Here is a 24,423-nt window from a genome sequence, read left to right on the forward strand (position 1 = left end):
AAAAAACTACAAAATCCGTGCTAGGCGGATCAGCGCTGTTCGTAGATGGCGATAAAATGTCGCCCGACTCATCGAACATGTCTGGGCTGCGGCAGTTGGATTGCCAGCATGTGTCCAATAGGCTGCATGGAGCAGCATCTGATCCTGCGGTGACACACCATGCACTCTGCCTTCCAGCAAGTCCAGTATGTACAATTGTAACTGGATACCATCATTCACTCCTGTGATCCTGTTAGCATATTCATGCAATTCTCCCGGAGAACGAAGATGCCCCAACATCTTGCGAACATCCTGTTCAGTCCAAACTTCACGATCTGCCTCCGATGTTTCTGTCCGTATTAGTTCCTCTTGGGTTTCGGGATCAAGCAGGGACATGACCCAGGCTCCGAACTGCCCACTACGCAAATCCAAATCAAGCACATGAGCCTGATCTTCATATCTGTCACAGACACGAGTACGTGTTCCTCGCATTCGAAACCCAATGCTCTGCAAGAACAATTTCAGATGAGGATTCGTTGCTACCAGTATCGCTCTCGCGCCATCACCCAACAGAGAGAGTCGGTCCAGTGCCATGTATCCCACCAGTTCTTCTCGTGTGTAACCAGGCACGTCGTTTCTTGCCGCAGCCAGCAATGCAAAGTGAGTATCACTCTGATCCGGGTCATTCTCAAGCTCCTGTGGAGTGAAGCATTCATGCATCTCATTCGGGAAATATTTCAAAAGTAGCTCACTACTACCACAAGTACCGTAATGAACATGGCGATCGTCTCCCCAAGCTTGTCACGCATCAATACGATTCCTTCGGGATAACGATGTGCCAATTCATCCAGAAAGGGGCCATAGGACACAGCCTGCCATGGTTCCACGCTGTACTCGCACCATTGCTGTAACAAGCTGTGCAGAGCGGGCAGATCCTCTTTTCTCATCGTCTCAAGAGACGAGAACAAGGAATCACGAGACACATCTGCGTACTTGCGGTATTGAAGCATCGATTCCTGACAGAGCAGCAGCATCTTTCGGGCGATTTGGCGACGCTCATGAGCCCCTGCCTGTTCATGCAGCGGTTTCAGCAACTTCGCGATCTTGATACGCATCGTCTGCAACCGATGTGGCTCACGCTGGCGAAAATCCCGCAACAGATGCACCCTGGCCATGTCATGCAGTCCAAGACCATCTGGGCCGGAACGGATAAACGACATCTGTCTCAGCATGTGGTAGTCTTCTTGCGTCACAGTCATGTCCAGTACAGATGATAACAATTCCTGATTGGCTGTCTCAATCAGTGTCAGTACCTCCACCATGGGATGTAGACGGAGATTCGTCAGTTCCAATAATAATCGTGCACTGATCATGTGTGATAGCTCAGCCCATTCGGCCTGAGGAAGATTCCGTCTCTGATCCGCAGCCTCCACCGCAAGAGCCAGGCCGAGCGGATGTCCATCGGTCATTCTCGTAATAGTGCCTGCCATGCCCCGATTCAGTAAACCCGCCACCGTGATATACTCCGTGATCTCATTCGTTGTGAAATGTTGAAGCCTCATCGGTACAAACCGCTGATACAATCGGGGATGTGTCCGCCAGGCGGATGCCAGTTCCGGACGTGAGGCAAGAATGACAAGTATCCCTCTTAACGGAAGTTTGGATATGAAGACTTCCATGAACCAACTTTCCAACAGAGCGAGTTCTTCATAATTATCCACCGCCAGGACTATTCGCTTCTCGATTGAAGTGTTCCTCAGCAGGCTCAGTGGTCGTGGGTATCCTTCACCATCCAGTATCTCTAGCCCCAGTGTAGAGGACAAATATTCCATAAAGACGGAAGGGGTCGCACCGCATGCTCGGCCGTCCATCCATATTGCCGTTGCACCTTGATCTCGAGATATGGATAACATCTCTGATAGTAAGGAGGATTTACCGATGCCCCCCATACCCGTAATTGAAAATATGGTCAATGGGGCTTCCGGATGATTGAACCACGCCTCCAGTGCCGTTAGTTCCTTGGCTCGACCAACGAAACGTTTCCCATCCTTAGCATATTTGTCGTATTTCGCCTCACTACTGTTTCCCATATATGTCCTCCGTACTAGATACTGGTACTTTTAATATACAATATGCCCTCTCAAAAATGAGACTATATTGAGACGCGCAATTGCATGTGAAGTGATAGAATCTTGTTAAAAGCCAATTTAATGGAAATATTCAAAACAGCGGACATGGAAACGTATAACAAGGTATACATAAACGCCTCCGCACTATTTCTTATCATAATGGATCATTCCGCCGATCAAGCTACAATCAACATGTACATGAGCATTTACCGATCTCGAATTCATGCTTCCCTTTCAGTCCTTACTACCAGCCCGATATTCCAGGAAAGGCGGATTTGTGTGAGAAAAAACCTCGATATCTGTAATCTGAGCGGACAACTCGGAATCAATCCCAAACGACTTAATGAATGGCTGCTCCAAAGCGGTATTTCAATGGCAGCCAATGAGGCTGAACCGGGAGAGCGCTCCGACCGGTCAACACCCCCATATCGGCTGGCTGCTCCTTCTTCTTTATCACTGGCACCATCCTCCGGTCAAACGAAACTATATCGAGGACGCCGTTCTACTCCCACCCTGCAACACCTGCCCGCCTCGTTACAACGTACTCGGCGGATCAGCAAAAACTGCTAGACTGTGCACGAGGTAGTGTAACGATGCACAGTCTGTCTTACATCTCACAACACCCCATCAAGAGGATTGCCACTGTCCATTCTCAATCATCGCATGCGCGAGTAGCGCCATCTCCAGACAGATTCTTCTCTCCTGGTCCATGTAATCAGGTCCCATCAGCTCTTCCAGCTTCTCGAGTCTGTTGTACAACGTTTGCCGATGAACAAACAGCTGGGCAGCAGCATCCCGTTTGGAACCAAAATTCTGCAGATAGGCATCCAGCGTTTCTACCAATCGCAGGTGATTCGTCTGGTCATGTTCAATCAGCACACCCAAGTGATCCTGGACAAAGGGTTGCAGGAAGGATTGGGGTAAGGCTTTTAACATTTGATATATACCCATACGTTCGTAAAAGTGAACATTTCCCATCTGATCTACCGATCTCGAAACTTCAATCACCTGATGGGCCTCCTGAAGACTCTCCGGCAAGCTGGTCAAACGGCTGCGTAACTTGCCAAATCCCGCATGGATGGTGACTTGTTTCAAGTTACGGCTGGCAAACCGGTTCACATCCAGCGTGATTCCTTCCAGCAAGCGCAGCAGTTGATGACGCGCATTAGCAGTTACGGCTTCCTTCGCACAGCACAGGTACACCTGATTGTTCTTCAGCATGATCAGGCTGGGCAGATTATTCTTCTTGAGCAAAGATCGAAGCAGGACAAGAATATCCTGATGATTGGCTTCCATCCGCTCCCGGCCTGTACCCTTCAACCGATGCTCAATCTCTATAACCCCTCCAGCAAACCAATACTGTCCCTTCACCAATAAACGAAGTCCCATTCTGGTCTGAGCTTGCTCCTCCTGATGAATGTTGCCATTCATTAGATCCTGGATCAACTCGTTCTGATTGCGGACCATCTTCTCTTCAAGGAACTGGGAACGAAGTGTGAGGGCTGCCGCTGCCTTCGCTGTATAATCGAGCAACAGCTTGAGATACTCCACAGGAGCGGACGGATGCACGATCATGCCTACAGCGGAGAACACCTGCCCGAAACAGACGACCGGGTGGCATAGCAGAACCTTCTCTTCATCCATGTGGAACCATAATTCGGTGTCAGAATCATTCAGATCCAGGTGCTCTACCTCTTGTTCATACCAGGTATAGATCGTTTGTTCCATCTCTGGAGCCAGTTCAGGTACAAATCTGCCGGGTTCCATGGACGAGATATACACCACCGGTTTAGCAGCGTACTCATGCAGCAGGTTGAGCACTGCAGACATATCCGTACTCTGTAATGTTCGCTGCTGAAGCTGACGGGAGTAAGCTTCCAGACTTTTCAGCAGTTGATGCTGATGATTAATAAGCAGAGAGTGAATATCCTGTGTGATCTCGACAAAACGGACCGGTTGTTCAAACACGATTAGCGGAAACTGGTGTCTATCCGCCAGTTCAATCAGTTCTTCGGGAATTCCGTTGATGCTGGTACCAAACTCCACACACAGCCCCGCAGCCTCACTGCCAATGAGCTGGAGCAGATACTCTTCACGCCCTTCTTCCGATTGAAGCCACAGCCCAGTGGATAAAATAAGATCATGGGGGCTTACGAATGGAGATACATTCGTAATCTCCAGAACATGAACCCAGCCAACCTGCCGGTTCACTCCATCCTTCCCTGCCGCAAGCCTTGCGCGGCCAAATACCGGACGTGCTAGGATATCTCTGATGGTAAACACGCGATCATTTTGCAATGGCGATCCCTCTTCGTGTTATTTTTTCTTACATTATAATCCATGGACAAATGTCCTGAACAGTCTTTTTCGACATTATGTTGAGTTGTATTCCTAAAAATTAGACATCAGGTAAGGTGCAAAACGATTATCCAGGTCATAAACTTGTAGTATAAGCTAACAACCAATAAATGGACGAGGTGCATGGCGATGAGAATCGGAATTCCCAAAGAAATCAAAAATAATGAAAATCGTGTAGCAATGACTCCGGCCGGGGCTGCTGATTTCATCAGAGCCGGTCACCAAGTAATGATCGAACAAGGCGCAGGCATCGGCAGTGGATTCACGGATGATGAATATCAAGCTGCGGGTGCTGAGATTCGGAATGATGCCAAGTCCGTTTGGACAGAGGCCGAAATGATCATTAAGGTGAAAGAACCACTTGCCAGTGAATACGGATATTTTCGTCCGGGGCTGATCCTGTTCACCTACCTGCACCTCGCAGCGGAACCAGAGCTTGCAAAAGCTCTTATTGAAAGTCGGGTAACGGCCATTGCGTATGAGACGCTGGAGGTCAACAATACCCTGCCACTGCTCACCCCTATGAGTGAAGTCGCAGGACGCATGGCATCTCAGATTGGAGCACAGTTACTGGAGAAGACGGAAGGTGGCAAGGGCATCCTGTTGTCCGGTGTACCGGGTGTCAGTCGGGGAAAAGTCGTCATTATTGGTGGCGGTACAGTCGGAACGAATGCAGCCAAAATTGCTATTGGTCTTGGCGCCGATGTGACCATCCTTGATCTGAATCTGAACCGTCTACGCCAGTTGGATGATATCTTCGGCAATCAGATCCACACGCTGGTATCCAGCCCGTCCAACATTGCAACAGCTGTTGCGGCGGCAGATCTGTTGATCTGTGCGGTGCTGATTCCGGGCGCCAAGGCGCCAACCCTTGTCAGCGAGCAGGTGGTGAAGACCATGGCACCGGGCTCGGTCATTGTGGATGTGGCGATTGATCAGGGCGGGATCGTTGAGACCATTGATCATATCACGACCCACGATGAACCGACCTATGTGAAACATGGCGTCGTGCATTACGCGGTGGCGAACATGCCGGGCGCCGTGCCGCGTACGTCCACGGTGGCGCTGACCAACGCCACCATGCCTTATGCGCTGCAGCTGGCGAACCACGGTGCAGCCGCCGCGATTCGCGGCAGTTCGTCCATTCGCAGCGCGGTCAACGTGCTGAATGGACACATCACGTATGAGGCGGTTGCCCGGGACCTCGGGCATGCCTACGTTCCTGCGGGACAGGCGCTGGAGAATACCGCCGCTGTCCAGTGATCTTGATATGATCGTTCCACCCGGCGCCTTGTCGCCAGGCCTGTGGAACGCAATAGAAGCGCAAGTCGGTGAGATGATGTTCCCGGCTTGCGCTTCTTGATTTTTTTCACATATGAAATAACTCGTTGGTATAAGGCCTGATGTTCCTCTGGTTTTGGTGCTCTAGACCGCACGTTCGCTGCACACTTCGCGGAAGTTGCAGTCCCTGCAGGACCGGTGCGAAGGCATCGCCGTAAAGTAGGTGACGTCCTTGGGACGGTTGTAATACTCATCCTCCACGCAGGATCGCATCTCCTCGATGTAACGCCCTACGTTCTCTTCTACCTTCTGTATATCCTCTTCCGTTGCGGTAAACTCTCGGTGCTTTCCGGTTAACAGATACTCCACTCGCAGCTCAATCTGCTCCAAAGGAATTCGGTAGTGCTCTCTCACATAGGATGCGTACAACATTAACTGATCCGAGAAGTCATCTTCCTTGCCCGTCTTCCAGTCCACAATGACAATGTTGCCGTTACTGCGTCGATACAATAAGTCCATCTTCACATACACGCGCGTATCGTGCAGCATCATGGTATCCCATTTCTCAATCTCCAGAATGTCCGTGCTTGCCCGAGACAAATCCTCCCACGTAAGCGTCTGGTACAGGTTACCGACACAGGCCGAAGCACGTTCCTTAATCGTGGCAATCCGGTCATTCAACGTATCATCCCCGTAATAAATCTCGGACAGCATCGTTCGATTCTTGGGGTTCAGCCGCCACTGATCCGCATCCATGGATTCCACATACGCCTGATTCAGCAGCTTGCGTATCGTCTGTTCCAGAAAGTGTTCACGCGGTTTATTCTTGCCCTCTTCCCTGCTGCGTACCGCCGACTCACACATCCGATGCGCGAGGTCCCCGAAGACAAGGTACAGATTGCTAAGCTGTTTCAGACGGTACAGACGAACCTGCATCTCATCCGCAGCGTCTGTCTTCCAGCCATTATGGGCACCGTAATAATGATAATAATATTTGCGCAGGCACTCATCGAACATACTCGCCCGCGACTGCGAATAAGACCACTGCGGGTATTGTGCCATAAGAACTTCTGCCTTTCTATATGCCGGATCTGCTTGAGATCCCTTATTGCTCACAGTATAAAGCCAGGGCAACCTCGCCGCAAGCATGCTTCCGTTATTTTCTTCTGACGCAACCGTTTCCGATTCAATCCGTATCGTTTATATAGTAACATCACCAAAAGATGAAATTGCGGAGCAGAACGCTTAATATACTTCATAGAGGACAAAGAATCCGGGATGCTGGTATGTGCCAGGGCGGGACCGGAACTAACGTATCTTACACACCTTATCCACGTGCATAATGCGGTTTTATTAAATCTAACGATCTCCAGACACGCTAATTAGTCTTTTTTGGGGTTGTAGAACGTAATTATTTTATAAAAAAATTGTACAGGCATATCCTAAAAGGAGGCACCACCCATGAATCGACCGGATTGGTTCCAGGCGGAAGAGGCATTACAACAGATCCAAGTCATCGGAAGCGACCGGAATGAGCTCGTGAACATCATCGGCGATGTAGAAGGATTGAATTGCATTGGCACGGGTACGGACGCGGCTGTATTTAAGTATGACGGCTTGCCGCAGTATGCCTTCAAGATGTACTCGGATCATGCCTTGGACAAACTCGAAAATGAAAAGCAGGTATACGAGCAGCTTAAAGGCCTGCCATACTTCCCTACCTATTACGGCAGCGGCCGGAACGTCCTCGTGATCAGTTTTGAACCCGGAGATACCCTGCTGGAGTGTTTGGAAAAAGGAATCCCCGTCCCCGAGCAGGTGATGCTCGATGTGGACGCAGCACGAGAGGCCGTTCGCAGCCGCGGGCTGAACCCTCGCGACATTCATTTGAAGAATGTCCTTCTCCAGAACGGACGCGGGAAAGTGCTCGACGTATCCGAGTACATTCAGGACGGCAATGACAATCGCTGGGAACATCTTGTCTGGGCTTATCACAATATCTATCCGCGGATCAAAGGAACCCCTATATCTCCACGCATGCTGCAAACGATCAAATGGGGATACAATCAACTCGATCATGCCAATGTCAAAATAGACGACCTCTCCAAAAAGGCGAATAGATTGTTCTCCAGATTTATGAAATAAGCATGTTGCAAACTCACTTCAATAAAATAACCCGGATGATCGCCAGAGATTGGCGATCATCCGGGTTTTGTTTGTCTAATACCATCTCTCCCAAATTAATCTTACCCTAAATTCAAATGCCGCAGCTTATCTGGATTACGCATGAGATAAATCCGTTGAACGCGGTCGTTTCTGAACGCAAGACTGACAACAGTTGGGAATGCCTCGGAGGGGCTGCTTAATACAAATCCAAGTTGTCCGTTGATCTTGACGAGCCGCACAGCCCCCGTGCTGTCACTTTTGGATACAAGCCCTTGAATGAACGCAAGAACTCGCTGGCTTGATGTAACGGGTTTAATTGCTGCCATGACTTTACCCCCACCATCACTATATAGCACGATATCGTCCGAAAGCATTCTGAAGAGCCCTTCCATATCACCAGTAGAGGTGGCCTGGAGGAAACGAAGTGCAAGCTGCTCAGACTGTGCGCTGGGGGTCAACTCGACTTCCGGCTCGTCTTGGATTTTACGTTTGAGACGACTGTAAATCTTGCGGCATCCCAGCTCCGTCTTGTTCACGAAGTTTGCAATATCGCAATAATCAAATTCGAAGGCTTCTCGTAGAACGAATACCGCGCGCTCAATAGGAGTTAGCCGATCCAGCATGACAAGAAAGGCGTACGAGATCGTATCTTCCAGTTCAATCGTTTGGAGTGGGTCCTGTCCCGCTGCTGAAGTCGATCCTGGAGCGACCATATAGTCTTGCACCAGAGGTTCCGGCAGCCATGGCCCGATATATACCTCTCTTTTTTTACGTGTTGATTTCAAGTAATCCAGACAACGGTTCGTAACCATTTTGCATAAGTACGCTTTTAGGTTACGAACAGGGCCACCCTCCTTATGGATATCCTGCTGTTGTACCGTTACAAATGCATCCTGCACCAAATCCTCAGCATGAGTGACAGATCCTAACATACGATATGCGATGGAAAGAAGAAGAGGTCTGTACGTTCTGTATACCAAGTCAAGCTCCATGATACATCCCTTCCTTATCTTTTTCTCTACCTGCTATTATCATTTGAGCAGCCTCTTTCGCGCTCGCTAAGGATGCGTTAATCAACATCCCCTCAGCTCCTACCCAATCGCCAGCAACATAGAGTCCGGGTCTTCCTTTGACCGCAGGTCCAGGCCTGCCCGGGAGGCCACCGTTCGCCGCGGTGACGATGCCATGCGAGACAAGCATTCGCGGAAGGAACCGCTGCTGAATGACGTGCTTGCGCCACCCCGGCTGAATGAAATCAAGAAAGCCTTTAAGCTCGTGTTCATCCTGCCTGGGGTCCGAATGGATTGAAGCCGACAAATACTTCATGACATGCACAACCTCGTTTGCCGGGTTCTCTGATAAGGAAGCCGCGGCAGAATGGTTGGAGTAGTACAACGGGTAATCGGCGCCTAAAACAAATTTCGTCTTTGGTTGAGGCATCCCCGATACGACGAGATCCAGGCACGCGGCACGAACAGGAGTTAACTTTTTATAGGCTTCCGCTTCCATGGGTGTAAGAGCGGGATTGAGGAGAGCTAGCGTATCCATTGGACCGGCAGTGGATATCACGTGACGAGTCGTCAACTGTGATCCATCTTTTAAAGTGACCATCATTTGCGGATAACTCCCGGCAATGCCCAGTACAACCGAGCTCGTGCGGATTAACACGTTAGCCTGCTGAGCTTGTTCTGTTAGCCGGCTGACGAGGAATTGCCAGCCTTCATCTATATACAGCACTTGGCTCTGCTTGAGCTGCTTGATGACAGCGCCAGCACTTAGCTGGTCGGGAGCATCACAGTACGTGCTCAAACGAACGAGACCAAGCACGACACTGCGCACACGTGGACTGGAAATCTGGGCTTCCAAGTGAGCCTGCAGACTAACTTTACACAGAGCAGATGTGTCTGTCTTGCTTAGGGAAGTGTAGAACCGAAGGAGTTGGGACTTCTCCTGCCACTTCAAGAACGATCCGAGCAAGAGCTGAGCTAGAGGAATCGCCCTATAACCGCCGTTTGTTCCTTCGAACACCAATGTGCCTGGCGGTTTCGGTACTGCTCCGGTAGGTGTGACGCCTACCTCTTGCAGAATGGGAAGCGCACTCTTACTGAGAGCATGGGCTCCCAAGTTTACGCGTGCGGCTGCGATCTCAGTCGAAATAGCCCGGCCTCCGGGATGTTTTCCTTTGTCGAGCAACAGTACAGTCTGGCCCGCCCGTGCCAGATATATCGAGGCGGTTAATCCGGCAATGCCTGCTCCCACGATGACAACATCCCATATCGGCTTATTGTGATTCTGTATCATGTATATCAATCCCTTCCGCTTGATGCATACATGACGATGAACGGAGCATTTTTGTGACTCAACCTTCCTTCTTCAACCGCCCCTCGGAGGGAGTCATGCCCTTGTATTGTTTATACAGTTTCGTAAAATAATTGGCGTTTTCACAGCCGACTCTGGCGGCGATCTCCGTAATGGTCAGACTGCTGCCTTGCAGTAGTTTTTCCGCCTCACTCATCCTGCACCCGTTCACGTATTCTACAAAGGTACGTCCGGTCAGCTTTTTGAACATTTTGCAGAAGTGATACGCATTCAGTCCCACATGGCTTGCCGCTTCCGTAACGGACATCTTTCCGGTGGGGTCCGCTTCGATCTGCGCAATCAACTGTTTGAAACGTTCACGATTAGGAAAATACGACCCAACCGATCTATCCGGCAACTGCTGTGGCATAAAGGTACGAGCAAGCAGAGTGAACAAAGCATGCAGCTTGGACTTCACTACCAGCTGATAAGCCGGGGGCTGTGATGCCATTTCCTCTACAGCTTCATTCAGCAAAGAATAATAGCCTACACAGGCTACGTTTTCCTCTGCCGGTTTGACCGGAAATCTCACCCTGCCTTCCAGATACGGTGCGACATATTGCTCATGCACGGGATCATGGGTGAAATCATAAAACAGTGCACGGTTAACCACGACGGAATCATAATGCACATCCCCATCATCCAGGGCATACCCGACATGCAACGCACCTCCGGGAATGATGATGACCTCACCCGCTCGAACGACATAAGGTTTGCTATCGATATGAAATAACGCACTGCCCCTTCGCATGACAATCAGTTCAAAATGTTCATGCCAATGCAAATACAGAATGCATTCTTCGGCTTTCATATCCGAACACCGATTTCGGAACAACTGAAACGGGTGCGATTTATGATCAATTCGGGTATTTTCGTGAAGCGCTTTCAGATCCAGCACGACTTCTTCCCCCTCTTCACAAGATCCGACTAATATTACACAAGATTGTTTAGAGCCATCCCGTTAATCCCCGTCTATAATGAGTGTCACGAAGTACTATAAGCCAATATTGGAGTGAATTACAACCATGAAAAATCCATTACGCATCGGTACCCTTGTAGGCGGGCAGGATGCCGTCCGAGTGATCCCGCAGATCATGCAACACGGTTTCGAATCATTCAATCTGACTTTCTGGCAAACGACACGCGATCTGGATCTGGCCGAGACAGCGAAACGTGTTCGTGAAATCGTCGATGAACAAGGCATTGTCATCTCCGCGGTGAGTGTGTTTGGTAACCCGCTAACTGGAGCTGGGGACAATGCCGATACACTGGCGAGCTGGGAGCGAGTCATCGACCACGCACAGCTCTTCGGTGCAGATATCGTCTCCGGGTTCACCGGACGTCTGACCGATCAACCCATTAACGAGTCCATCCCCCGTTTCAAAGAAGTATTTGGTGAACTGGCGCGCCGGGCAGCAGACCGGGGTGTACGCATTGCTTTTGAAAACTGTGATATGGGTGGAACTTGGCAGACGGGCGACTGGAACATTGCCCATAACCCGACAACCTGGGAGATGATGTTCGACGCTGTTCCGGATGAAAATGTGGGTCTGGAATGGGAGCCTTGCCATCAAATGTCCAGCCTGATCGATCCTCTTCCACAGCTGCGTAAATGGGCTCACAAAGTGTTCCACGTACATGGTAAAGATGCCACGATTGCTTGGGATATCGTCAAGGAATATGGAGTACATGGACCACGTGAATTTGTCTGGCACCGCACTCCGGGCTTCGGGGATAGTAACTGGGCAGACATTATCACCATTCTGCGTCAGAACGGCTACCAGGGCACGATTGATATTGAAGGCTGGCATGATCCGGTGTACAAAGATGAACTCGAAATGACCGGACAGGTGCATGCATTACGATATTTGAAGCAATGCCGTGGTGGCGATTTTGTGCCAAACCCAGTGTAGGAAATCTCACTGAACACTCCTTGTAATGCACGATTCAAGTTGTATAAACACAATCCATACGAAGGAGATGAGACGATGAGTCATGCTTATCAGGTAATTATCGCTGGCTGTGGCGCCATGGCCAATACGTGGGCAGACTATGCTTTGCAAAGACCGGATACGGAAATCGTTGGGCTGGTTGATCTGTATGAACAGACAGCCACTGCTTTCGCTGCAAGACATGGTCTCACCTGTCCTACGTTCACCGATATCCGTGAGGCCATTCAAGCGACCGGTGCGAATATCGTATTCGATGTCACGATTCCGGCGAGTCATTACGGCATTGCCATGACAGCGCTGAAGGAAGGGTGTCATGTCTTTGGCGAGAAACCCCTTGCGGAGTCCTTCTCCGACTGCACAGATATTGTGCAAACCGCTCACAGCACAGGACGCATTCAAGCCGTGATGCAAAATCGCCGGTTCGATCCGCGTATCCGTGCCTATCAGCATCTCATTTCCGGCGGAGCTATAGGGCAGGTAGGTTATGCCGGGGCTGACTTTTTCCTCGGGCCACACTTCGGCGGATTCCGGGATCTGATGGATAGTCCGTTGCTACTCGATATGGCGATACATACGTTCGATCAGGCACGGTACATTCTCGGAGCCAATCCGGTATCGGTTTACTGCCATGAGTTCAACCCTCCAGGTTCCTGGTATCAGGGCAATGCAATGGCATTATGCATATTTGAGATGTCTGACGGGTCCGTGTTCAACTATCGTGGCTCATGGTGCGCAGAGGGCGTACCCACATCATGGGAAGCAAGCTGGCGCGTAACGGGTGAAAAAGGAACCGCCATCTGGGATGGTCATGATGATATCTATGCTGAGGTGGTTGCTGCGCAACACCTGGATGCCGACGGCAAACCATCCTTTTTCCAGCCAAGTGAGCGGATTGAAGCGGAACTGCCTGTCATGGACAAAACAGGACATCACGGCTGTCTCGAAGACATGTTCGCTGCGTTGGAATCCGGGCGATTGCCTGAGACCGATTGCAGTGATAACCAGTTTAGTATGGCCATGGTCCTCGCATCACTCGAAAGCGCCCGTACAGGACAGAAAGTGTTCATCGCCGATCTGCTGAAAAACACATAGCGAAGCACATGTGTTTTTCGGTATAAACAAAGCCCAAACTGCAAAGTTCAGCAGTTTGGGCTTTCTTGTTTTTTACCCACTTCCCTTTCCTATACAAGGTTCTAAAAAAGTTTCTGATAAAAAGCGAAGTAGTGCAGGGGACGAAATCGATTCTGAAGAAACGAAGTGCTCGCCTTTATCACCGGATTTCGACTTTACAAAAGTCGATCAGGAAATCCGGGAATAACAGCGATCGAAAGAACGATTCGTAACCGGAACGGCTGCTTCGCGAGCAGTGAGCAATTTTTTTGAACTTTCATCATTTTATAGAATTCCTTTTTTCATTGCCTTGTACACCAGTTGCGAGAACAGGCTGTTGGACCAAGCAAACCATGGTCTGGTGAACGTATTGGGATCATCGGCGTGGAAGCCCTCATGCATATATCCGGTACCTGCGTCCGTGTTTTCCAGCAGCTCAATCATGGCCAGCATTTCCTCGTCATTGTCTGCGGTTAAGCCCTGCATGGATAGCGCCATGTGCCAGATGTATCCCGGAGGGGTATGCGGACTGCCAATGCCTTTGGCTACCTGCCCTTCATAGTAGAACGGATTCTCCTTGCTCAAAATGAATCGACGCGTGTTCTGATACACCATGTCTTCGATCGAAGCATACTCCATATACGGAATGGACATTAGCCCAGGCGTGCCCGCATCATCCATCAGACAAAAGTTACCGTAACCGTCCGTCTCATAAGCATAAATCTGCCCATACTCTGGATGACGGTATGTACCGTACAGAGAAATACCGTGTCGTATCTCTTCTTCCAAACGAGCCATTCGACTCACCAACTGTTCATCTCTGAACACCCACTTCGCGATCTCTCCCATCTGGCGCAATGTTACCGCAGCAAACATGTTCGCCGGAATATTATAATGAAAATCACAGGCATCATCACTCGGACGAAAACCGGACCAGATCATGCCCGTATAATTCACAGGCATACCCAATCCTTCATTACGCAGCGTATCATGGGCTGGACAATTACGGCGCATGAACCGGTAAGGTGAACGCTCTGCGTGATGCTGTTCCGTCTCCCACAGGTGTAAGATATTCTCCATCACTTTCTTGAAGCGCTCGTCAAATATATCCGTCAGTTCCGTCTCCCGCCAATATGTATAAGCCAGCTTCATGGAGAAACAAAGGGAATCCAGCTCAAACTTTCGCTCCCACACCCAAGGTGACATCTCCGTCTCATCATTGGCATCCCAATGCCATCCATTCGCTGTTTCATTGAACGCATTTGCATAGATATCCATCTCAGCGTAGAATGTATGCCGTTTGATCAGGCCTCCGATAATACGCTGCAACTTCTCATCATCCTTCGCAAGCGGAACATAATGCATAACCTGCTCTACTGAATCCCTTAACCACATGGCAGGGATATCTCCTGTAATCACAAATGTTGTCCCATCATCGAGCAGCTTCGTGGTCGTTTCCAGCGTATTGGGGAAACAATTTCGAAACTGGGCCAGCAATCTCGGCCTATGTTGCAAACGCTCGTCTGCCTCAGTCAGAATATCCTGCACAGCTTGCGGCAATTCCAGATGCGGCATGGCGATCTTCGGTAATCTGAACTGTTCCATGGATGTCGTCTCCTTTGAATTGGTTTATTTAAGTTCAACTAATAATTTTTTACACCAGCACTCCGATTGCAGAATAACCTTCCGATCGCTGTTATCCCCAGATTTCTTGATTCCCATTTGAAAAGGGGAAATCCGGTGATAAAGGCGCAGCGTATGCTTCCGAAGTAGCTTTCTTGCAGAAAGCTTTTAGCTTCGCTTTTTCAATTTTTTTCTGTCCTCTCCGTTATCGTGTAAATGATTAGTTCAACTTATATAGATTGGTTTAGATTGACTATATGACCCTAACTCTATTGTTATTTTTGTTATGATAATTTATAATAACATTATTATTTGTAAGTGTACTGTGTCAGAAGATGATCGTCAATTCATAAAGGTCATCTCAATGAACAATTCAATCCATTTTTTATATCTGCATTTTGCATCATTCATCAAGCCGCTCATTCGATTTATGCAAATTGCTTACATACAAAGGAGTAATGATATGTCACGTAAAGTATCCATTCAGACGCTGGCTGACCAGCTCGGATTATCCAAATATGCCGTCTCCCGTGCACTCAGCGGCAAGACGGGCGTCAGTGAAGCGACACGCGCACGGGTACTGGAACTCGCTCGGGCTCTGGGGTATCGCCAAAGCACTCCAGGTACTAGCAATAGTCCTGCTGCTGCAAACCATGCAGATCCGTCCGATCCACCGTTCGCTCTCATATGCATGAATCAGCTCAACCGTGGTGAACCCCACTACTGGCAGCGTGTTCTGTCAGGCATGATCTCCGCCTGTAATGAACGCGGTTGGCATCATGCGATTGTATCTCCCTCACTCGGAGTGACGGATGAGAACACCTCTCCCGAAAAAGCTATTGCTCCACATTTGGACTGGGAACGTTGTGCCGGCATTATTGTCATGGGCGCTTTTCCTCATCCGGTTCTGCAACGACTCTCTCAGACCGGCCGTCCTATTATTCTGGTAGATCATCAGGAACCACTGCTGAATTGTGATACGATCAGCCATGATAATCTGGAAGCTGGCATCACCGTGGCGAGATATCTAATGTCTATGAATTGCCGACGAATTGGCCTAATCACAGATGATGGTCGTGCTGCCAGCTTCGCGCAGCGGAAGATCGGCATTGAACTGGCTCTGAACCATTTTCATGTGGACACCAGTCACACTACCAGCTTCAGGGAATGGAATATTCCTTATGAGAACGGAGAATGGGTTAACCCGTTGGCTACTACAATTCAAAATATGCCAGATGACGAGCGCCCTGATGCCTGGATCGGTGTTAATGATGATATTGCCTTGCAGTGGATGCACAAATTACAGGAGATGGGCATCTCCACGCCTAAAGATTGCCTTGTCATCGGTATCGACAATGTACATTCTGCAGTTACGTCCTCCCCGCCTCTGACCACAGTTAATCTGTGCAAAGAGGAACTCGGACAGCGCGCCGTCGAGGCTTTACAACGTCGGATCGAACGCCCGGGAACGCCGAAGGAAACCGTCATGTTATCGACCACGTTGATTCCAAGGGAATCGGCTTAACTGGAGAGGATAAAAGCTCTCTTTGGATGGACATATTCATTGGATACTTCCTTTCCTTCCTCAATCTGAACCATACGAAAGAGGCCCCGCATATCATTTTGCAGAGCCTTTTTCGTATACTTTATATGTCTATCTAAACTTCCAGAATCCAATCTATTGATCCATACTTATGCCATTCATTCAAGGCTTCATTTACCTCATGGCTGAGGATTAAAAAGTACTAATTGCTATTTCAACCAAGGCAGACTACTGTACGACGGAAGATCCACTTCCCAATTCACATCCCGATACTCTCGATTAACCACCGTTCTTTTCAAAGTGAATTTTGTACCCTTTTCTTCGTTAAAACCCCGAATTTTCAATTGCAGGTCATCTTCAACGTATTCACCGTTATTATTAGGCTGATCCGGATGACCGATCACTTCAACAGGATACTCTTTTCCTTCCGAATCTACTGCCATCCAGCGATCACCCATGAAGGCATTTCGGAACGTCCCACTTCCCTTTAGAACTAGTGAATACCCTTTCTTTACATCAATCTTCGGAGGATCATATGATTCCATCACTGGCTCGTAATCAAAATCATAGATTAATATTTTATCTCCAAGCTGTTCAAATGCTACAAAAGTATAAAATTTAGTGTCGTCCTTACGCCTTTTTTCCAGTTTTCCCAAATCAACTTCCACTGATTTCTCTTCCCTCACAGGAATCGTGTAACCGTCCAAAACAAAGCGAATATCCTTCGCATCTACCGTTACTAATGCAGGGTCCCATGTCTCCGACAACTTCAACGGCCCACCATTCCTTAATTCACTCAGATCTTGGAGCCGAAACTTGGCTTGACGGGCATCTGGTCTTATCCCATTGAAAATTCGGTATTCATTTGTTTCAGGAACCTCAAGATGGTAGATGATGCTCATATAGTTCGCCCAATCCTCATCAACTTTGGCACGAAGTTCATCATCCAGACTCACATTCAGGTCAAGCCGGGTTCCGTTTGGCGTGCGTACAAGCTGGGTCATATCGAGCTTTAGCCCTTCTGGCGTCGTATATGTGTTATCCATAGAATTTTCAACAGCCAATGATTTGGCTTTGGTCATATCGATATTGAATTTGAAGCTCCAATCCACCGTAACATCTCTATCTTCGTAGGATTTCTTCTCGTAATCATAATATCTGCCCACATTTAAATTACGAAGTTCACCCCGCACGACCACTTGATCCGGAATTTCATCATGGAACTGGAATAACAATCGTTCAGTTACGGAACCCTTAGTTCTGGTATCTCTTGCAAGAGTAGCAACCTGTCGCCCCTCTTCATCCGTAACATGAATTCTCCCCATCGCAGACAGTGACCGTGATAACCCTAATCCATCAGGTGTTGTTTGTTGCATGGTCATTACCATATGAGATCGGTCTACAAGCACGTCTTCAATTTTAAGCGTGTAGCCCTGGTCATTGATATTGATATCCGGATTAACCACAAGTCCGAGAGGTTTAAGACGTTTATAATCATCTGCAAAATAGGAATATTTCAACTCTTCCGGCACAGGCATGTTCGGTAGCGGGGGACGATCCACAGCGCTCACTGAGGGGGAGGATGGCTCTGTCGTAAGGTCAAAAGCAAACCAGGCCCCTCCCGCAAGAATCACAACTGCCGCTGCGGCGATTCCAGTCCGGCGCATCCAATGCGCTCTCATGGATTTTTTCACGAATGGATACTGATCTTCTCCACTTTCCATAGACACGCCATCCAGCTTCTGCATGACCTTAAGCGTAAAATCCGCATCCGGCTCCTCTCGATACAAATGCTCTTCCCACAACCGATCTTCATCCTTTGAAATAGGCTTCATACGTAGCTAAACCTCCTTTGCGTTCCATTTGCTTCCTCAGCGTTTTTTTTCCGCGATAAAGGGCGTTGCGCACTTTGGTTGAACTCATGCCTGTAATGTCTGCAATCTCTTCATAGCTCAACTCGTTTGTGTACTTCAGTAATAACACCAGGCGATACGATTCAGGTAACTGTTCGAGCTGTCGATATATTTCACGCTGCATCTCTTTATGCAGCACACGTTTTTCCGGTGTTTCATTACTGACAGGTTCGATCCCTTGATCGACCGGAGACATGACGGGTTTCTTTTCCCGTATAAAATCCCGCATCCGATTCACCGCAATGGTGTACACCCACGACGAGAAACGACTTCCCTCCCGCCGCGACGGGAGATAGCGATAGATGCGAATAAACGTATCCTGAGCGAGATCCTGTGCATCCGGATGACTCGCGCCCATTCCGCGCATGATGCCGTAGACTTTATTTTTATATCGATCCACAAGCACGGAGAACAACTGCTTATCCCCTGCAACAATGCGCTGAATAAGCTCCTCCTCCGGTATCTGTTGAGTCATGTAATCCCCCTTCTCTACAGCTTCCATGCATGGTTCTGTACTATATAGACGGAAGCCGTTCCCGAAACCTCTCACTTTATCCAAAAAAAAGAATTCGCCCTTATCGGCGAAGCCGACTGGGTGAACTCTGAATACACATATGTTAATTCCGAAGCACGATTCTCTCTATAGATGACCTTGGAGCTGCACTTGTTCTTGCCTTTAATCTTCCCTGTTCTTCTCCGCAACAAAATCAGCAAGCTGTGAATAGATAGCCACAATCTCATCCATCGACATGCGCACGAGTCCACTGGACGACGGAGCGACGAACTCCTGGATCTCCTTGACGACCGGTTCATCCTGGAATCCCCATTGCACTTTGGCGCGCTTGCTGTACTGGGTGTATACCCCTTTCCCAACAAAACAGGCGATATCCGGTCGATATTTCTCCAGCTTTTGCCGTAAAATCTGTCGTCCTTCTGCGTACTCTCCCTTCGTAATATCCTCCATGCCTCTGGTGGGCCGGGCCACGATATTAGTAAATCCATATCCCAGCTTCAGCAGTTCGCCGTCCTCCTGTGCATCGTATAAACGCGGGGTCAATCCCGACCGTTCAAGAATGCGCCAGAAGCGATTGCCCTTGTAGGCATAGTGGTGTCCGGTTTCACCTGACGTAATGCTCGGATTAAATCCGATAAACAGAATGGATAAACCAATATCCAGATGATCTGGAATCATAATGGGAGACCCCCTTATCTTTTTTAGCATTTCGATCGATATCTTGCTGATTGAAAGTCACTCTTTGGATTTATGCAAAATGCTCGTCTATAAAATGATATAATGAGCAAAGCATTTTCGAAACCGGATTGAAATTTTCATGAAAAAGGAAGCTGAAACTGATGATTGCAGACATCATGCTAGAAGTCGTCCTGCCCGTCTTTCTCCTGATCGCCGTAGGGTCCTGGATGCAAAAAGTGTTCAAGCTGGACTTGTACACACTCGCCAAAATCAATTTCTATTGTATTACCCCCGCAGCCGTCTTTATGAGCATGTATCACTCGGATATGTCGGGCGAACTGCTCGGGACCGTGACACTCTTTTACGCAATATATGTATTGATTCTTTATATTGTAGGTTCTATATTTGCGCGTTCACTTCGGATGAATAAAGGCATGAAGGCTGCCTTCAACAACAGTATTATGCTGGATAACGCAGGCAACTATGGTCTGCCCATCAATGCACTCGTATTCCGCGGTGATCCACTGGCCTCTTCCATTCAGGCATTGGTGATGTCTTTGCAGGCATTACTGACCTTCACCTATGGCGTATTGTCCATACAGGGAGCGAAGCTCAAGGGCAATTACCGTGCGGTGATTATTGGATTTCTTAAAATGCCCGTTCCGTATGCACTCTTGCTGGGGATTCTGTTCCACATGTGGAAGGTTCCCTTGCCTACGTTCCTGTCCATGCCGCTGACCTATGCGCAGCAAAGTATGGTTGCCGTGGCGCTTCTGACACTCGGAGCACAGATTGTTAAATATCCCATCAGATTGTATCGTCTTGATGTGTATATTAGCACATTTTTGCGTCTTCTGATTGGCCCGGCTATCGGGATTTCGATTGTGCTTCTGCTTGGATTGGAAGGTATCGCTGCACAGGCACTCATTATCGCTTCAGGTATGCCTACTGGTGTTAATGCATCCATCCTGGCGGAAGAATACGATAATGAACCCGATTTTGCAGCCCAGACAGTACTGATCTCAACGTTGCTCAATATCATTACGATTACGGCACTGATCTCTTATGCCAAAACGTTCTGAACATAAAAAAACAAGTCCATGACCCATGAACAGGGTTGTGGGCTTGTTTTTTGAAGTGCTAAAACTATGATTCAAACGTCGTTCGTTCCGGGAACTTGCCGCCTTCCCTGAATAAACATCGTACCAGTCGCTGCGCGGCTCGGTTAAAGAAAAAACTCGGACTTACCCCATCCACCTGGACAGGTTCCAGTTCCCTCACACTTTCCTTGATCTTATTCATCTCAATGAGCCCCATCTTGCGCTCATTCGGTCCGAATCGATAAATAACCTTCTCATCGTCCTCCGTCTGTTTCACCAGAAGAATCATAGATGCCATACAGGTTACCCCCTATCGTTACGTTATGAGATTCCAGTAATCGCTTGCCTACTATAATTATTACCCACATTCTAGTGGAAGGATATAGGACTTAAGTTAGTTATACCAAAATTAAATATCCTGATATAAAGATTCTCTGAAATGAGTCGTTAGGCTCACAAACACCGTGTTCACACTATCCTTATAGATAGTCACTGTCATGAAAGTGCGTACTGCCCAAGTTATTTTTCTCCGTTTATCTTGAATTCCAAAGGAGAGATACATATGTCTAAAGCTCAAATCTATAGCCACGGTGTCCCGTGGGAAGAAGCATTCAGCGTGGCTCAGGGATACAGCGTTAACGGTACGATCTACATTGCAGGACAATTTTCGCATGATATGCAGGGAACGTTTATCGGTGAGGGTGATATTGAAGCACAAGTTCGCCAGACACTCGATAACTTGGATCGCGTGCTCGCCGCATTCGATGTGACCAAGTCGAACATTGCGGAACTGGAGATTTTCCTGGTTCATCCACAGGAGCATCTTGAGCCATGTGTTGCTGTGTATAAAGAGTATATTGGTACTCATCGTCCGGCTGTTACGATGGTTGGCACATCGGGGCTCGCCTTCCCTCATCAACTGATTGAGATTCGCGCTGTTGCACATACCAACTGATTCGGAAAATCCCTAACGCTCCAGCACTAAGAAAAACGACCTGATAAATTACTCACTATAACGAAGTTCATATACAAAAAAAAGCAGGGTCGGATAAACTCCGAACCTGCTTCATCATTTATTCTTTTATTTAACAATTTACAAACGCGGGTCTACCCGCTCCGACTCCAGCGATAGCGTTGCAAGCACACATTCGTGAATTCGTTCCACTGGCTCCCTGCGTATAAAGCGCTCAATCCCCTCCAAGCCCAAGGCACTCTCCATTAAGGCGTGGCGTTCTTTTTTGGACGTTTTGCGTTTACGAAGTCGGGACAGATTCTCGGGTGCAAGGTAATCCATCCCATAGATGATGTGCAAATATGCACGTCCTCGTACTTTAATCGCAGGCTGGATGATTTTATTTCCGTTCCAGGTGCGGAACGTTTCGGGCTTGATCACAATACCCTCGTGTCCTTCCGCCGTAATCTCATCCCACCAACGAATGACATCCGCTTCATCTGCCTCACTTGCGATTACGCGATATTCTGTCTCCATCATCATGGTCGACATGCGAGCGAACTCACGGTTTTGTTCCATATGCCATTCATGTGTTTGCTCCCAAAATGCTCCCGTGCTATGTGCCAGTGTGTGGAACGGTGCAATCCGTATGTCCCCGATATCCTCCACATCCCAGCAGTATTTTTGGAATACATCGCGGAATGTCTCGGCATTAGCGAGTTTACCTGCTGTTTCCTGTAACCACTCATCTACATTCCGGCCTGCCGCTTCAGCTTCACGCAGTTTGTCCAGCACCGTAGAGCGATCCATGAGCGAGGCTTCGGCCACGTGTGCATACTGTGAAGCAATCAGCTCACGCGCTTTTAGATTCCAAGGAACAATCTCCGCATCGAGCAGTACGAACTCTGTCTGATGACGGTCAAAATAACCATCTGTGGTCAAGTCCGCATGTAATCTGGAAAGCACATCTTGCTCTGTCGAAGGGTCAAAAAAGGATCTGCCCGTCCGGGTCACAATGTTACCCACCATCGGTCGGCCCACTCGCTGCACCGCAGCTTGCTCATCGCGGAAAAGAAGCAAAATGGCCCGGCTGCCCATGTGTTTCTTCTCGGCAACCATACGGGTAACGCCCTGTGAGCGATAATATTGGAACGCATCCTGTGGATGCTCCAGGTATCCCTCTACGGAGCATACACCCGGCGGAGGACTCATTGTAGGCGGGATGTAGATCAGTTCTTCCAGCGGCACAGTATAATGGGAAAACGTATCAATCGCCGTCTTCGCCACCTCACCGTGCACAGATACATCAAGTTTGGATGCTGTCTGAACCGTGAAGCCCTCCTTGAACTTACGTATGTTGGGTGGAGCAAAACGCCGCTGTTCCCAGCGCTTTAATGGGCTATCTGGATCTCCCGCATAATCCTGCTTGGCCGGAACACTGACTGCCTCACGTTCTGGCATTCGCCATGCAGTGAGCATGCCACCAAAAACGACGCCTTGATCAATATTGACCGTATCATTCACAATCGTAGGGTATGGACGGGGATCATGTCCCCAGACAATGCATTCACCCGAATTGTGATCCACGTACCAATCTTTGCGCACAGGCCGCCCCTGCTCATCCGTTCCTTCCACATCGCCATACCGGCAGTAATCCTGAATACGTTTGGAATGTTTTCCGATAAAATGATCTCGAATCCCTGCGTGTGCAACAACCACTTGTCTTACCCCGTTGCGGGAAAAGACCAGATGAGATGGTGCATCAAGCAGAAAGGTCCTTAGCTCTGCACGTACTCGCTTTGCTGTCTCCTGACCTTGCTCCTGCTCAAGCTGCAGTAGTTCCATCTCCACCCGTTCGTCACCGTGACTCAGCGACACGTCTCGACCATCCAGATAACGTGCAATCTTCCAGCCGTGATTGCTGTCAATCATATAGGCAAGCTCGGCGGCACAATGTCGTTGCCAGAACAACAGACATTTTAACGATTCTGGCCCACGGCTCGTTACGTCACCAACGGAGACCAATTTGCGTCCTTCGGGGTGACGGTACAGACCAGTTCCATCCTCGTCCACATACCCTAGACGGACGATTAATTCCATCATTTCATCGTAACAACCATGAATATCTCCGATGATATCAATACCTGTACCCATATCAATCACCAGCGGATTGGATGTGCGGACAAATGTAATCTCATCCGGCTGCTTCAGCACATAGCTGGCATCGAAGCCATCCTCACGGATGGAGCGTAATGTACGCTTGAACTGCTGCACCTGCTGCTTCACCCGTTGACGTCCACGCGGATACTCCCGTTGGGCATCACGTTCCAGCAGTTCTTTTTCAGGGATATCCAGTACCACAGCAATTACAGGCACATGAGCTTTTCTTGCCACCTGAATCAGGCGCTCGCGATCCTCGGGATACAGATGTGTCGCATCCACCCAGGTCAACTTGTTCAGACGGCAGCGGGTTGCCAGCATCGCCTCCATCGCTTCAAATGCTTTAGCCGATACTTGCTGATACTCCGCATAGATCACATCCGCTTCGCTGCGGGGTCGATGTTTCCAATCCACATACTCATCATCCCCAACCAACATGCGGAATTGATCGGACGAGACTGCTTCCGTGCGGCGAATGACGCTTTCAGCAACAAGACGATCCAGTAACGTACTTTTGCCACTGTTGGACGGGCCGACGAGAACGACAATACCTGCATGTGGCAGATGAATCTCACGCTGTCTTTCATCCGTCCCCATTTCCCGATCC

General features: G+C 48.9%; 21 protein-coding genes. 8 read left to right on the forward strand and 13 right to left on the reverse strand.

From position 1 onward, the window contains the following. Positions 1–6: 6 nt before the first annotated feature. Together FS628_RS08570 and FS628_RS08575 are read right to left on the reverse strand one after the other, a co-directional pair. Positions 7–720, reverse strand: a complete 714-nt coding sequence (locus tag FS628_RS08570) for a hypothetical protein (RefSeq protein WP_145320811.1) — start codon at positions 718–720, stop codon at positions 7–9. Beyond that, complete coding sequence (locus FS628_RS08575; RefSeq protein WP_145320812.1) at positions 717–2,069, reverse strand: ATP-binding protein; 1,353 nt, start codon at positions 2,067–2,069, stop codon at positions 717–719. The genes FS628_RS08570 and FS628_RS08575 overlap by 4 nt, the downstream gene beginning before the upstream one ends. Before the next feature lie 318 nt (positions 2,070–2,387). On the opposite strand from FS628_RS08575, the gene FS628_RS08580 reads away from it, so the two are divergent. Beyond that, positions 2,388–2,678 carry a hypothetical protein gene (locus FS628_RS08580; RefSeq protein WP_145320813.1) on the forward strand — a complete coding sequence of 97 codons (291 nt, stop codon included), beginning with the start codon at positions 2,388–2,390 and terminating at the stop codon, positions 2,676–2,678. Positions 2,679–2,735: 57 nt separating this feature from the next. Here the strand turns inward: FS628_RS08580 and FS628_RS08585 are convergent, their stop codons facing one another. Continuing rightward, positions 2,736–4,406 carry a PucR family transcriptional regulator gene (locus FS628_RS08585; protein WP_145320815.1) on the reverse strand — a complete coding sequence of 557 codons (1,671 nt, stop codon included), beginning with the start codon at positions 4,404–4,406 and terminating at the stop codon, positions 2,736–2,738. 189 nt (positions 4,407–4,595) lie between these two features. Between FS628_RS08585 and ald the strand changes: the two genes are divergently transcribed. Further along, positions 4,596–5,729: an alanine dehydrogenase gene (gene ald, locus FS628_RS08590; RefSeq protein WP_145320817.1), complete on the forward strand. Its 1,134-nt coding sequence runs from the start codon at positions 4,596–4,598 to the stop codon at positions 5,727–5,729. 162 nt (positions 5,730–5,891) lie between these two features. Here ald and FS628_RS08595 read toward each other — a convergent pair whose 3' ends face one another. Then, complete coding sequence (locus tag FS628_RS08595; protein ID WP_145320819.1) at positions 5,892–6,809, reverse strand: PD-(D/E)XK nuclease family protein; 918 nt, start codon at positions 6,807–6,809, stop codon at positions 5,892–5,894. Positions 6,810–7,208: 399 nt separating this feature from the next. Between FS628_RS08595 and FS628_RS08600 the strand changes: the two genes are divergently transcribed. After that, positions 7,209–7,892 carry a serine/threonine protein kinase gene (locus FS628_RS08600; protein WP_145320821.1) on the forward strand — a complete coding sequence of 228 codons (684 nt, stop codon included), beginning with the start codon at positions 7,209–7,211 and terminating at the stop codon, positions 7,890–7,892. A gap of 101 nt (positions 7,893–7,993) precedes the next feature. Here FS628_RS08600 and sigJ read toward each other — a convergent pair whose 3' ends face one another. The 3 genes from sigJ to FS628_RS08615 are packed head-to-tail and all read right to left on the reverse strand — an operon-like array spanning position 7,994 to position 11,169. Further along, entirely contained in the window at positions 7,994–8,905 is a 912-nt protein-coding gene (gene sigJ, locus FS628_RS08605) for an RNA polymerase sigma factor SigJ (protein ID WP_145320823.1), read from the reverse strand. Continuing rightward, on the reverse strand, positions 8,895–10,214 hold the full coding sequence (locus FS628_RS08610; RefSeq protein ID WP_145320825.1) for a phytoene desaturase family protein: 1,320 nt from the start codon (positions 10,212–10,214) through the stop codon (positions 8,895–8,897). Before FS628_RS08610 ends, sigJ begins: the two co-directional genes overlap by 11 nt. 58 nt (positions 10,215–10,272) lie before the next feature. Next, positions 10,273–11,169, reverse strand: coding sequence for a helix-turn-helix transcriptional regulator (locus FS628_RS08615; protein ID WP_145320827.1), 897 nt, complete (start codon positions 11,167–11,169; stop codon positions 10,273–10,275). A 127-nt stretch (positions 11,170–11,296) separates the two neighbouring features. On the opposite strand from FS628_RS08615, the gene FS628_RS08620 reads away from it, so the two are divergent. After that, the gene (locus FS628_RS08620) at positions 11,297–12,184 is read left to right on the forward strand and encodes a sugar phosphate isomerase/epimerase family protein (protein ID WP_145320829.1); all 888 of its coding nucleotides are present in this window, start codon (positions 11,297–11,299) and stop codon (positions 12,182–12,184) included. A gap of 75 nt (positions 12,185–12,259) precedes the next feature. After that, on the forward strand, positions 12,260–13,315 hold the full coding sequence (locus tag FS628_RS08625) for a Gfo/Idh/MocA family protein (protein ID WP_145320831.1): 1,056 nt from the start codon (positions 12,260–12,262) through the stop codon (positions 13,313–13,315). Positions 13,316–13,618: 303 nt separating this feature from the next. Here the strand turns inward: FS628_RS08625 and FS628_RS08630 are convergent, their stop codons facing one another. Next, entirely contained in the window at positions 13,619–14,938 is a 1,320-nt protein-coding gene (locus FS628_RS08630) for a glycoside hydrolase family 125 protein (RefSeq protein ID WP_145320833.1), read from the reverse strand. Positions 14,939–15,419: 481 nt separating this feature from the next. On the opposite strand from FS628_RS08630, the gene FS628_RS08635 reads away from it, so the two are divergent. Continuing rightward, positions 15,420–16,481, forward strand: coding sequence for a LacI family DNA-binding transcriptional regulator (locus tag FS628_RS08635; protein ID WP_186327745.1), 1,062 nt, complete (start codon positions 15,420–15,422; stop codon positions 16,479–16,481). 227 nt (positions 16,482–16,708) lie between these two features. Here the strand turns inward: FS628_RS08635 and FS628_RS08640 are convergent, their stop codons facing one another. From FS628_RS08640 to FS628_RS08650, 3 genes are all read right to left on the reverse strand, one after another. Beyond that, positions 16,709–18,334 carry a hypothetical protein gene (locus FS628_RS08640; protein WP_145320837.1) on the reverse strand — a complete coding sequence of 542 codons (1,626 nt, stop codon included), beginning with the start codon at positions 18,332–18,334 and terminating at the stop codon, positions 16,709–16,711. Continuing rightward, positions 18,312–18,887, reverse strand: a complete 576-nt coding sequence (locus FS628_RS08645; protein ID WP_145320840.1) for an RNA polymerase sigma factor — start codon at positions 18,885–18,887, stop codon at positions 18,312–18,314. The genes FS628_RS08640 and FS628_RS08645 overlap by 23 nt, the downstream gene beginning before the upstream one ends. A gap of 201 nt (positions 18,888–19,088) precedes the next feature. Then, positions 19,089–19,604, reverse strand: a complete 516-nt coding sequence (locus tag FS628_RS08650; protein ID WP_145320842.1) for a mismatch-specific DNA-glycosylase — start codon at positions 19,602–19,604, stop codon at positions 19,089–19,091. 161 nt (positions 19,605–19,765) lie between these two features. On the opposite strand from FS628_RS08650, the gene FS628_RS08655 reads away from it, so the two are divergent. Further along, on the forward strand, positions 19,766–20,686 hold the full coding sequence (locus tag FS628_RS08655) for an AEC family transporter (protein ID WP_145320844.1): 921 nt from the start codon (positions 19,766–19,768) through the stop codon (positions 20,684–20,686). A gap of 64 nt (positions 20,687–20,750) precedes the next feature. Here FS628_RS08655 and FS628_RS08660 read toward each other — a convergent pair whose 3' ends face one another. Then, complete coding sequence (locus FS628_RS08660; RefSeq protein WP_145320846.1) at positions 20,751–21,002, reverse strand: hypothetical protein; 252 nt, start codon at positions 21,000–21,002, stop codon at positions 20,751–20,753. Positions 21,003–21,266: 264 nt separating this feature from the next. On the opposite strand from FS628_RS08660, the gene FS628_RS08665 reads away from it, so the two are divergent. Continuing rightward, the gene (locus tag FS628_RS08665; protein WP_145320848.1) at positions 21,267–21,659 is read left to right on the forward strand and encodes a RidA family protein; all 393 of its coding nucleotides are present in this window, start codon (positions 21,267–21,269) and stop codon (positions 21,657–21,659) included. A gap of 138 nt (positions 21,660–21,797) precedes the next feature. Here FS628_RS08665 and FS628_RS08670 read toward each other — a convergent pair whose 3' ends face one another. Further along, entirely contained in the window at positions 21,798–24,413 is a 2,616-nt protein-coding gene (locus FS628_RS08670; RefSeq protein WP_145321485.1) for a polynucleotide kinase-phosphatase, read from the reverse strand. Positions 24,414–24,423 lie beyond the last annotated feature (10 nt).

It is taken from the genome of Paenibacillus xylanexedens (assembly GCF_007676705.1).
GTDB classification, from domain to species: Bacteria; Bacillota; Bacilli; order Paenibacillales; family Paenibacillaceae; genus Paenibacillus; species Paenibacillus xylanexedens_C.